General features: G+C 67.3%; 7 protein-coding genes. 6 read left to right on the plus strand and 1 reads right to left on the minus strand.

All coding sequences use genetic code 11. The features are described 5' to 3' along the window. Nucleotides 1-80 precede the first annotated feature (80 nt). The 5 genes from ACFYOH_RS00855 to tuf all read left to right on the plus strand — a co-directional run bounded on the left by ACFYOH_RS00855 (nucleotide 81) and on the right by tuf (nucleotide 8,956). Nucleotides 81-3,980: a DNA-directed RNA polymerase subunit beta' gene (locus ACFYOH_RS00855; RefSeq protein WP_388619583.1), complete on the plus strand. Its 3,900-nt coding sequence runs from the start codon at nucleotides 81-83 to the stop codon at nucleotides 3,978-3,980. Between the two features lie 615 nt (nucleotides 3,981-4,595). After that, nucleotides 4,596-4,967: a 30S ribosomal protein S12 gene (rpsL, locus tag ACFYOH_RS00860; RefSeq protein ID WP_003948652.1), complete on the plus strand. Its 372-nt coding sequence runs from the start codon at nucleotides 4,596-4,598 to the stop codon at nucleotides 4,965-4,967. Between the two features lie 2 nt (nucleotides 4,968-4,969). Further along, a complete protein-coding gene (gene rpsG, locus ACFYOH_RS00865; RefSeq protein ID WP_003998848.1) occupies nucleotides 4,970-5,440 on the plus strand; it encodes a 30S ribosomal protein S7 in 471 nt (156 codons plus the stop codon). A gap of 39 nt (nucleotides 5,441-5,479) precedes the next feature. Beyond that, nucleotides 5,480-7,606, plus strand: a complete 2,127-nt coding sequence (gene fusA, locus ACFYOH_RS00870) for an elongation factor G (RefSeq protein WP_388619585.1) — start codon at nucleotides 5,480-5,482, stop codon at nucleotides 7,604-7,606. 156 nt (nucleotides 7,607-7,762) lie between these two features. Continuing rightward, on the plus strand, nucleotides 7,763-8,956 hold the full coding sequence (tuf, locus tag ACFYOH_RS00875) for an elongation factor Tu (protein WP_351618223.1): 1,194 nt from the start codon (nucleotides 7,763-7,765) through the stop codon (nucleotides 8,954-8,956). Nucleotides 8,957-9,213: 257 nt separating this feature from the next. Here the strand turns inward: tuf and ACFYOH_RS00880 are convergent, their stop codons facing one another. After that, nucleotides 9,214-11,241 (minus strand): glycosyltransferase family 4 protein, encoded by a 2,028-nt coding sequence (locus ACFYOH_RS00880; RefSeq protein WP_388619588.1) that lies wholly within the window; start codon nucleotides 11,239-11,241, stop codon nucleotides 9,214-9,216. A gap of 179 nt (nucleotides 11,242-11,420) precedes the next feature. On the opposite strand from ACFYOH_RS00880, the gene ACFYOH_RS00885 reads away from it, so the two are divergent. Beyond that, nucleotides 11,421-12,101, plus strand: coding sequence for a serine/arginine repetitive matrix protein 2 (locus ACFYOH_RS00885; RefSeq protein ID WP_388619591.1), 681 nt, complete (start codon nucleotides 11,421-11,423; stop codon nucleotides 12,099-12,101). Nucleotides 12,102-12,110 lie beyond the last annotated feature (9 nt).

Raw genomic sequence — 12,110 nt, forward strand, 5'->3', positions numbered from 1 at the left:
CTGACCCACAAGGGGCCCCGCCGACCCCCAGGCCCCCGTACAGACCAAAGACTTACGACCCTGAGAGGGATTGACGCATAGTGCTCGACGTCAACTTCTTCGACGAGCTCCGGATCGGCCTGGCCACCGCTGACGACATCCGTCAGTGGAGCCACGGCGAGGTCAAGAAGCCCGAGACCATCAACTACCGCACCCTCAAGCCCGAGAAGGACGGCCTCTTCTGCGAGAAGATCTTCGGCCCCACCCGGGACTGGGAGTGCTACTGCGGCAAGTACAAGCGCGTCCGCTTCAAGGGCATCATCTGTGAGCGCTGTGGCGTCGAGGTCACCCGCGCCAAGGTGCGCCGTGAGCGGATGGGCCACATCGAGCTGGCCGCGCCCGTCACGCACATCTGGTACTTCAAGGGTGTCCCGAGCCGACTGGGCTACCTGCTCGACCTGGCTCCCAAGGACCTCGAGAAGGTCATCTACTTCGCCGCGTACATGATCACGTACGTCGACGAGGAGCGCCGTACCCGTGACCTGCCCTCCCTGGAGGCGCATGTCTCGGTCGAGCGCCAGCAGATCGAGAACCGCCGCGACGCCGACCTGGAGGCCCGCGCCAAGAAGCTCGAGGCCGACCTGGCCGAGCTGGAGGCCGAGGGCGCCAAGGCCGATGTGCGCCGCAAGGTGCGCGAGGGTGCCGAGCGCGAGATGAAGCAGCTGCGCGACCGCGCGCAGCGCGAGATCGACCGCCTCGACGAGGTGTGGAACCGGTTCAAGAACCTCAAGGTCCAGGACCTGGAGGGCGACGAGCTGCTCTACCGCGAGCTGCGGGACCGCTTCGGCACGTACTTCGACGGCTCGATGGGTGCCGCGGCGCTGCAGAAGCGCCTGGAGTCCTTCGACCTCGAGGAGGAGGCCGAGAAGCTCCGCGAGATCATCCGTACCGGCAAGGGCCAGAAGAAGACCCGTGCCCTCAAGCGGCTGAAGGTCGTCTCCGCGTTCCTGCAGACGTCCAACAGCCCCAAGGGCATGGTCCTGGACTGCGTCCCGGTCATCCCGCCGGACCTGCGTCCGATGGTGCAGCTCGACGGTGGCCGCTTCGCGACCTCCGACCTGAACGACCTGTACCGCCGTGTCATCAACCGCAACAACCGTCTGAAGAGGCTCCTGGACCTCGGTGCCCCGGAGATCATCGTCAACAACGAGAAGCGCATGCTTCAGGAGGCTGTTGACGCCCTCTTCGACAACGGCCGTCGCGGCCGGCCGGTGACCGGTCCCGGTAACCGCCCGCTGAAGTCCCTCAGCGACATGCTGAAGGGTAAGCAGGGCCGCTTCCGTCAGAACCTGCTCGGCAAGCGTGTCGACTACTCGGCGCGTTCCGTGATCGTCGTCGGCCCGCAGCTGAAGCTGCACCAGTGCGGTCTGCCGAAGGCGATGGCGCTGGAGCTGTTCAAGCCGTTCGTGATGAAGCGCCTGGTCGACCTGAACCACGCGCAGAACATCAAGAGCGCCAAGCGCATGGTGGAGCGCGGCCGTACGGTCGTGTACGACGTCCTCGAAGAGGTCATCGCCGAGCACCCGGTTCTGCTGAACCGTGCTCCCACCCTGCACCGCCTCGGCATCCAGGCCTTCGAGCCGCAGCTGGTCGAGGGCAAGGCCATCCAGATCCACCCGCTCGTCTGCACCGCGTTCAACGCGGACTTCGACGGTGACCAGATGGCCGTGCACCTGCCGCTGTCCGCGGAGGCGCAGGCCGAGGCCCGCATCCTGATGCTGTCCTCGAACAACATCCTCAAGCCGGCCGACGGCCGTCCGGTGACGATGCCGACCCAGGACATGGTCCTCGGTCTGTTCTTCCTCACCACCGACGGCGAGATGCGTGACGTCAAGGGCGAGGGCCGCTCGTTCGCGTCCGTGGCCGAGGCGATCATGGCGTTCGACGCCGGCGAGCTGTCGCTGCAGTCGCGCGTGGACATCCGCTTCCCGGTGGGCACCATCCCGCCGCGCGGCTGGACCCCGCCGGCGCGCGAGGAGGGCGAGCCGGAGTGGCAGCAGGGTGACAGCTTCCGGCTGAACACCACGCTGGGCCGTGCGCTCTTCAACGAGCTGCTGCCCGAGGACTACCCGTTCGTCGACTACGAGGTCGGCAAGAAGCAGCTCTCCGAGATCGTCAACGACCTCGCCGAGCGCTACCCGAAGGTCATCGTGGCGGCGACGCTCGACAACCTGAAGGCGTCCGGCTTCTACTGGGCCACCCGTTCCGGCGTCACCGTCGCCATCTCCGACGTCGTCGTTCCTGAGGCGAAGAAGGAGATCGTCAAGGGCTACGAGGCGCAGGACGAGAAGGTCCAGAAGCAGTACGAGCGCGGTCTGATCACCAAGGACGAGCGCACGCAGGAACTCATCGCGATCTGGACCAAGGCGACCAACGAGGTCGCCGAGGCGATGAACGAGAACTTCCCGAAGACCAACCCGATCTTCATGATGGTGAACTCGGGTGCACGAGGCAACATGATGCAGATGCGTCAGATTGCCGGTATGCGTGGTCTGGTGTCGAACGCGAAGAACGAGACGATCCCGCGTCCGATCAAGGCCTCGTTCCGTGAGGGTCTGTCCGTGCTGGAGTACTTCATCTCCACGCACGGTGCCCGTAAGGGTCTGGCGGACACCGCCCTTCGTACCGCCGACTCGGGATACCTCACCCGTCGTCTGGTCGACGTCTCCCAGGACGTCATCATCCGCGAGGAGGACTGCGGCACCGACCGTGGCCTCAAGCTCCACATCGCGGAGCGCGGCGCGGACGGCGTGCTGCGCAAGGCGGGCAACGTCGAGACGTCCGTGTACGCGCGCTGCCTCGCCGAGGACATCGTCGTCGACGGCAAGGTGCTGGCCCCGGCCGGTACCGACCTCGGTGACGTGCTCATCGACGAGCTGGTCAAGCACGGCGTCGAGGAGGTCAAGACCCGCTCGGTCCTGACCTGCGAGTCCGCCGTGGGCACCTGCGCGATGTGCTACGGCCGTTCGCTCGCCACCGGCAAGCTGGTCGACATCGGTGAGGCGGTCGGCATCATCGCCGCCCAGTCCATCGGTGAGCCCGGTACCCAGCTGACGATGCGTACCTTCCACACCGGTGGTGTGGCCGGTGACGACATCACCCAGGGTCTGCCGCGTGTCGTCGAGCTCTTCGAGGCCCGTACCCCGAAGGGTGTCGCCCCGATCTCCGAGGCGAGCGGCCGCGTCCGCATCGAGGAGACCGAGAAGACCAAGAAGCTCGTCGTCACCCCGGACGACGGCAGCGACGAGACGGCGTACCCGATCTCCAAGCGTGCCAAGGTCCTGGTCAGCGAGGGCGAGCACGTCGAGGTGGGCCAGCAGCTCACCGTGGGTGCCACCAACCCGCACGACGTGCTGCGCATCCTGGGCCAGCGTGCCGTCCAGGTCCACCTGGTCGGCGAGGTCCAGAAGGTCTACAACTCGCAGGGCGTGTCGATCCACGACAAGCACATCGAGATCATCATCCGGCAGATGCTGCGCCGTGTGACGATCATCGAGTCCGGTGACGCCGAGCTGCTGCCCGGCGAGCTGGTCGAGCGCTCCCGCTTCGAGCACGAGAACCGTCGTGTGGTCCAGGAGGGCGGTCACCCGGCCTCCGGTCGTCCGCAGCTGATGGGTATCACCAAGGCCTCGCTGGCGACGGAGTCCTGGCTGTCGGCCGCCTCCTTCCAGGAGACGACCCGAGTCCTGACGGACGCGGCGATCAACGCCAAGTCCGACAGCCTCATCGGCCTCAAGGAGAACGTCATCATCGGTAAGCTCATCCCGGCCGGTACGGGTCTGTCCCGCTACCGCAACATCCGGGTCGAGCCGACCGAGGAGGCCAAGGCCGCGATGTACTCGGCCGTCGGCTACGACGACATCGACTACTCGCCGTTCGGCACCGGCTCCGGCCAGGCCGTCCCGCTGGAGGACTACGACTACGGTCCGTACAACCAGTAAGCGAGCAGCATGAAGGGCGGTCACCCCTCGGGGTGGCCGCCCTTCGGCGTTCCCGGTTGCCCATCGGCGTTGCCGACCGCCCTCGCGCCTCCCAGCCGCCTTCGCGCCTCCCGGCCGCCGTTCAGGCCCGCGGCGCGCAACTACCACCTCGGCGCCCCAGGGACGGGACAAGGCCTTCACGGCGCGGCAGGCGGCCGTGTACGGGCGGCGGGGGCACCACCAGGGACGCACGTCACAGGCGGCCGGAACGCGCCGGCCGGGAGGCGCGGTCGGCGGCCGGATTCCGCTGTGTTTCAACTGTTTTGACTGGCGGTACCCGGCACGAAGCGGGGCGTTGCGCCGCGCAGGGGCTTGACAGCGTGGCCGACGTGATAGAGGCAAGGCCCATTTGTTTTGACCACAGCGAATGAGGTAGGTACGCTCAGACCTTGTGCCTGGGGTGTGCCCTGGCTCTTGTGCGTGCCTTCAGACCGCACGGGAGCTGTGAGCGGCCACCGTAATCTGTGCTCTTTTCGCCTTGCGGCGGGAGTCCGCCGGATTCGACACACCCGACCGCGTGGGTCGGCGAAGTTCCAGGTTAGCTGTACCCATCGGCACACAGAAACCGGAGAAGTAGTGCCTACGATCCAGCAGCTGGTCCGCAAGGGCCGGCAGGACAAGGTCGAGAAGAACAAGACGCCCGCACTCGAGGGTTCCCCTCAGCGTCGTGGCGTCTGCACGCGTGTGTTCACGACCACCCCGAAGAAGCCGAACTCGGCCCTCCGCAAGGTCGCGCGTGTGCGTCTGACCAGCGGCATCGAGGTCACCGCTTACATTCCGGGTGAGGGACACAACCTGCAGGAGCACTCCATCGTGCTCGTGCGCGGCGGCCGTGTGAAGGACCTGCCGGGTGTTCGCTACAAGATCATCCGCGGTTCCCTCGACACCCAGGGTGTCAAGAACCGCAAGCAGGCTCGCAGCCGTTACGGCGCCAAGAAGGAGAAGTAAGAATGCCTCGTAAGGGCCCCGCCCCGAAGCGCCCGGTCATCATCGACCCGGTCTACGGTTCTCCTCTGGTGACCTCCCTGATCAACAAGGTGCTGCTGAACGGCAAGCGCTCCACCGCCGAGCGCATCGTCTACGGCGCCATGGAGGGCCTGCGCGAGAAGACCGGCAACGACCCGGTCATCACGCTCAAGCGCGCTCTCGAGAACATCAAGCCGACCCTCGAGGTCAAGTCCCGCCGTGTCGGTGGCGCCACCTACCAGGTTCCGGTCGAGGTCAAGCCCGGCCGTGCCAACACCCTGGCGCTGCGCTGGCTGGTCGGTTACTCCCGCGCCCGTCGCGAGAAGACCATGACCGAGCGTCTCCTCAACGAGCTTCTCGATGCCTCCAACGGCCTCGGTGCGGCCGTGAAGAAGCGCGAGGACACCCACAAGATGGCCGAGTCCAACAAGGCCTTCGCGCACTACCGCTGGTAGTCGCTACCCACATCGAGACCGAGAGAAGACTGAAGCCTTATGGCTACCACTTCACTTGACCTGGCCAGGGTCCGCAATATCGGGATCATGGCCCACATCGACGCGGGCAAGACGACCACCACCGAGCGGATCCTGTTCTACACCGGCGTTTCGTACAAGATCGGTGAGGTCCACGACGGCGCTGCCACCATGGACTGGATGGAGCAGGAGCAGGAGCGTGGCATCACGATCACCTCTGCTGCCACCACCTGCCACTGGCCGCTGGAGAACGTCGACCACACCATCAACATCATCGACACCCCGGGCCACGTCGACTTCACCGTCGAGGTGGAGCGCTCCCTGCGCGTGCTCGACGGTGCCGTGACGGTGTTCGACGGCGTCGCCGGCGTTGAGCCGCAGTCCGAGACCGTGTGGCGTCAGGCGGACCGCTACGGCGTTCCGCGTATCTGCTTCGTCAACAAGCTGGACCGGACCGGTGCCGAGTTCCACCGCTGCGTCGACATGATCTCTGACCGCCTCGGCGCTCAGCCGATCGTGATGCAGCTGCCGATCGGTGCCGAGGCCGACTTCAAGGGCGTCGTGGACCTGGTCCGCATGAAGGCGCTCGTGTGGTCCGCCGAGGCGACCAAGGGCGAGATGTACGACGTCGTCGACATCCCGGCCACGCACACCGAGGCGGCCGAGGAATGGCGCGGCAAGCTCCTCGAGGCCGTCGCCGAGAACGACGAGCAGCTGATGGAGCTGTACCTGGAGGGCCAGGAGCCCACCGAGGAGCAGCTGTACGCGGCCATCCGTCGGATCACCATCGCCTCCGGCAAGGGCACCGGCACCACCGTGACCCCGGTGTTCTGCGGCACCGCGTTCAAGAACAAGGGCGTCCAGCCCCTGCTCGACGCGGTCGTGCGCTACCTGCCTTCCCCGGTTGACATCGAGGCCATCGAGGGCCACGCGGTCAACAACCCGGAGGAGGTCGTCAAGCGCAAGCCGTCCGACGAGGAGCCCCTCTCCGCGCTGGCGTTCAAGATCATGAGCGACCCGCACCTCGGCAAGCTCACCTTCGTCCGGGTCTACTCGGGCCGCCTGGAGTCCGGCACTCAGGTGCTGAACTCCGTCAAGGGCAAGAAGGAGCGCATCGGCAAGATCTACCGCATGCACGCCAACAAGCGTGAGGAGATCGAGTCGGTGGGCGCCGGCGACATCGTCGCCGTCATGGGCCTGAAGCAGACCACCACCGGTGAGACGCTGTCCGACGACAAGAACCCGGTCATCCTGGAGTCCATGGACTTCCCGGCGCCGGTCATCCAGGTCGCCATCGAGCCCAAGTCGAAGGGTGACCAGGAGAAGCTGGGCGTCGCGATCCAGCGCCTGGCCGAGGAGGACCCGTCCTTCCAGGTCCACTCGGACGAGGAGACCGGCCAGACCATCATCGGTGGTATGGGCGAGCTGCACCTCGAGGTGCTGGTCGACCGTATGCGCCGTGAGTTCAAGGTCGAGGCCAACGTCGGCAAGCCGCAGGTGGCCTACCGCGAGACGATCCGCAAGGCCGTCGAGCGCGTCGACTACACCCACAAGAAGCAGACCGGTGGTACCGGTCAGTTCGCGAAGGTGCAGATCGGCATCGAGCCGCTCGAGGGTGGCGACACCTCGTACGAGTTCGTGAACAAGGTGACCGGTGGTCGCATCCCGAAGGAGTACATCCCTTCGGTCGACGCCGGTGCGCAGGAGGCCATGCAGTTCGGCATCCTCGCCGGTTACGAGATGACCGGTGTCCGCGTGATCCTGCACGACGGTGCCTACCACGAGGTCGACTCCTCCGAGCTCGCCTTCAAGATCGCCGGCTCGCAGGCCTTCAAGGAGGCCGCGCGCAAGGCTTCGCCCGTGCTGCTCGAGCCGATGATGGCCGTCGAGGTCACCACGCCCGAGGACTACATGGGTGAGGTCATCGGCGACATCAACTCCCGCCGTGGCCAGATCCAGGCCATGGAGGAGCGGGCCGGTGCCCGCGTCGTGAAGGGCCTCGTGCCCCTTTCGGAGATGTTCGGTTACGTCGGCGACCTGCGCAGCAAGACGTCCGGCCGCGCCAGCTACTCCATGCAGTTCGACTCCTACGCCGAGGTTCCGCGGAACGTCGCCGAGGAGATCATCGCGAAGGCCAAGGGCGAGTAACGCACCGCGTTCACACGCCGTAGGCTTGACTCCGGAGCCTCAAGGGGCAAACAGCCGTAAACCCGGATGTTTGCCCCCGGTTCCGGGCCTTTACAGCAAAGATCACCTGGCGCCGATGAAGTAAGGCGTACAGAACCACTCCACAGGAGGACCCCAGTGGCGAAGGCGAAGTTCGAGCGGACTAAGCCGCACGTCAACATCGGCACCATCGGTCACATCGACCACGGTAAGACGACCCTCACGGCCGCCATTACCAAGGTGCTGCACGACGCGTACCCGGACCTGAACGAGGCCACCCCGTTCGACAACATCGACAAGGCGCCCGAGGAGCGCCAGCGCGGTATCACCATCTCCATCGCGCACGTCGAGTACCAGACCGAGGCGCGTCACTACGCCCACGTCGACTGCCCGGGTCACGCGGACTACATCAAGAACATGATCACGGGTGCGGCGCAGATGGACGGCGCCATCCTCGTGGTCGCCGCCACCGACGGCCCGATGCCGCAGACCAAGGAGCACGTGCTCCTGGCCCGCCAGGTCGGCGTTCCGTACATCGTCGTCGCCCTGAACAAGGCCGACATGGTGGACGACGAGGAGATCCTGGAGCTCGTCGAGCTCGAGGTCCGTGAGCTCCTCTCCGAGTACGAGTTCCCCGGCGACGACGTTCCGGTCGTCAAGGTCTCCGCTCTCAAGGCCCTTGAGGGCGAGAAGGAGTGGGTGGACTCCGTCCTCAACCTGATGGCCGCCGTCGACGAGTCGATCCCGCAGCCGGAGCGCGACGTCGACAAGCCGTTCCTCATGCCGATCGAGGACGTCTTCACGATCACCGGTCGCGGTACGGTCGTCACCGGCCGTATCGAGCGTGGTGTCCTGAAGGTCAACGAGACCGTCGACATCATCGGCATCAAGCCGGAGAAGACCTCCACCACGGTCACCGGCATCGAGATGTTCCGCAAGCTGCTCGACGAGGGCCAGGCCGGTGAGAACGTCGGTCTGCTGCTCCGCGGCATCAAGCGCGAGGACGTCGAGCGCGGCCAGGTCATCATCAAGCCGGGCTCGGTCACCCCGCACACCGAGTTCGAGGCCCAGGCCTACATCCTGTCCAAGGACGAGGGTGGCCGCCACACGCCGTTCTTCAACAACTACCGCCCGCAGTTCTACTTCCGTACGACGGACGTGACCGGCGTGGTGACCCTCCCCGAGGGCACCGAGATGGTCATGCCGGGTGACAACACCGAGATGAAGGTGGACCTCATCCAGCCCGTCGCCATGGAGGAGGGCCTGAAGTTCGCCATCCGCGAGGGTGGCCGCACCGTGGGCGCCGGCCAGGTCACCAAGATCGTCAAGTAGGTTCCGCTTGCTTGAGGGTCACCTGACCTGAGGTCTCCGACCTGGGAGAGGCCCGTACGACTTCGGTCGTACGGGCCTCTTCGCGTTCCCGGCGGGGCCGCCGACTCCCCGGCAGTTCATGCGGGGCCGGGCACGCGGTGACGGTCTCGGGGTGCAGCACGCACGGCCTCTCCGGTGCGGCTCGGTTCCACGGGTCCCTCTGACACCGCAGCCTGGCGCCAGGGCTTCGTATTCGTCCCTGCGGGGGCCCGGGGCCGCTACGGCAGGTCGACGGCGTTGACGGACAGGTCGTTGTCGACCGTGTAGTACGGCCGTACGCGGGCGCGTCCGCGCGGGGTCTCCTCGAACACCGTGACGGGGTACACGTACACCTTCTTGCGGTCCTTGACGTCACCGAACCAGCCGCCGACGCGGACCGGTTCGGCCCGGCCTGCGACGCGGACCGACAGGTCCCACAGGTCCTGCTCGTCGTGGTGGTGCCGGGCGACGTCCGCGCAGCTGACGCGGACGTGCAGCAGCCCGTCCCCGTCGTGTTGCCAGGACGGCTCCAGGACCGGGGCGTCGGCGCGGCCGCGGTGCCGCAACTCAACACCCTCGGCGTCGGCGTCGGTCCCGAACAGACGCACCGTCACGCCGATCTCGCCGCCGTCGATGGCGATGCCCTGCACCTCGGCGTGCACGTCGGCCTCACGGGTGCTCAGCGCGACGAACCCGTCCACGGTCGCGTACGGCAGCAGTGCCCGCACCGGGGAGAGCTGCGGCTCGGGCCGGAAGTCCATCAGGCCCCGCAGGTCGAGCAGCTCGCTGCGCAGCCGCTTGCGCGGCCCCTTCGCCGGAGCGATCCACAGGTCCCACACCGCGTTGCCCAGGGGCAGCGTGCGCTCGACGGGAGCCGAGAGCCGGCCGCCGGCGTCGCGGACGAGCGGCACGCGCAGGGTCGTACGGTCCTCGCCGCCGCGCCTGATGAGCAGCAGCTCACCCTCGTCGACCGGCGCGGTGGGCGCCGTCACCACGCGCAGCGAGCCGTCCGCGTCGGTCTGGACGGACCCGCTCATCGGAGCCGGCGCCGGCGACACGGGCGCCTGCTGCCCTGCCACCCGGTCGGCGCGGCTGCGCAGACGGCCCCACAGCGAGGTGCGGACGGGCGCGGCGGTGGAGCGGCCGGCACCGAGCTCACGGAACAGCTCCTCGTAGCGCACGGCGATCGCGGCGGGGTCGAAGCGCTCGGCGTTGCGGCGGGCCGCGGCACCCATCGCGGCCCGAGCGCTGTCGTCGTCGATCAGCCGCAGCAGGCCCTCGGCGATGGAGTCGACGTCTCCCGGCCTGACCAGCAGGCCGTCCTCGCCGTCGCGGATGATCTCACGCGGGCCGAGCGGGCAGTCGGTGCTCACGACCGGGACTCCGCAGCGCATCGCTTCCACGATGGTCATGCCGAAGGACTCGCTGTCCGAGGTCACCGCGGCGATCGAACCCTTGACCCACTCGGCCTCGATCGGCGAGGCGAGTCCCATCAGATGGACCCGGTCGTACAGACCGAGGTCATTGATCAGGGAGCGCAGCTTCCCGCGCTGGCCGCCGTCGCCGTAGATCCGCAGGCGCCAGTCGGGGTGCTTGGCGGCGACCTTCGCGAAGGCCTGCACGAGCAGGTCGTACCGCTTGATGACAGCGAGCCGCCCCGCGGCGACGACCGTCTTGGCGGCAGGGTCGGCCGGGGACACCGACGGCGCGGGGACGCTGTTGGGTATGGAGACGATCGGCAGCCCCGGAACGGCCATGTCACTGCGGTAGTTGGCCGCATCGGCCTCGGAGACCGTGACGAATCCGTTCAGGCGTGCATAGGCCTTCTTCAGGTCCCCACGCAGGGCCTCCGAGTGCGATGCGAGCGTGATGTGCTCCTGGCCGATGCGCAGCGTCTGCTCGCCGCCGAAGCGCGCGACATACACGTTCAGGCCGGGGCGCGTCCCGATCAGCACATCGGGGCTGTTCCGGCGGAAGTGCGCGGCGGCCCGCTCGTCCGTCACGGTGCTGTACTGGTGGTAGCGGGCCTCGGCGGCGGGGAAGACCCGGGCCGGTACGGACCGGTCCTTCTCTGGGACCTCGCGCGTGTCGATGAGGCTGGTCAGCTTGATCCGCGGGTCCACGGCGAACAGCGGGGTGTCGATGCTCTGGAACACCGACACGATCTCCACCTCATGGCGCTCTGCCAGGGCCGAGGCGAGATTGATCGTCGTCCGGTTTGTCCCACCCAGGCCATACACATTGTGGATGAGGAACGAGATCTTCACGCAGTTCTCCTGCTTTGTGGCATGGGTCAGAGCCGCCGACTGGTCGGGTACAGGCCGTCCGCAGGGGCAGTCATACAGTATTCACACATTTTCCATACCGTTTACAAGGGGTTAGAGGTCTCGGAACGAACATGGGCCGGACGGGGCCGGCCGCGGCGATTGCCGTACCATGCGCCACTGTGGCGATACAGAACCCGTATCCGTGGGGCCCTCCTTACGGCGGCCCGCCGCCTCCGCCGCCGAACATCCCGGCGAAGGACCTGCGGCCCCGGCGCATCTGGTACGTGGTGGCCGGACTGCTGGGGCTCGTCCTGGCTGGTGCCGGCGTCGCCTTCATCGTGGTGACCGTGAAGGACACCGTGGGCTTGATCGACACCGCCCACAGCTTCTCCAGCGGCGACTCGCGGACGTTCGGCTTCGTCCGGGGGAAGACCAAGGCGATCTACGTCTCCCAGTCCGGGCCGGGCCATGTCGACTGCCGGATCCCGGATATGCGGTCCGGGTCGATGACCCGGCCGCGCAGCACTTTCCGCATCACCGCCGGTTCCCGCACCTGGGACCGCGTCTTCGAGGTGAAGCCCGACAGCACCGGCGACTACACGCTGACCTGTACGTCGGAGTTGCCGGCAGAGTTCGCGCTCGGAGACAAGCCCAAGGTGGGGGCCACGATCGGCAGCATCGCCGCGGCGATCGGCTGCTTCCTCGCCGCGGCCGCCGCGACCGTGACCATCGCCGTCGTCACCGGCGTTCGGCGCAGCCGCCACCGCCGACGACTCGCCGCCGCGTGGGCCCCGGCGCCGCAGTGGGGCCCACCGCCTTCCGGGCCCGCCCCGTGGCCCCCGGCCGGGCCGCTGCCCTAGCGTGTCGCG

This window comes from Streptomyces sp. NPDC007856 (assembly GCF_042868225.1).
In the GTDB taxonomy this organism is placed as follows: Bacteria; Actinomycetota; Actinomycetes; order Streptomycetales; family Streptomycetaceae; genus Streptomyces.

Bases quoted from the DNA above. Each gene is read 5' to 3' on its own strand.
- fusA (WP_388619585.1), top strand. From the start codon at position 5,480: ATGGCTACCACTTCACTTGACCTGGCCAGGGTCCGCAATATCGGGATC.
- rpsG (WP_003998848.1), top strand. From the start codon at position 4,970: ATGCCTCGTAAGGGCCCCGCCCCGAAGCGCCCGGTCATCATCGACCCG.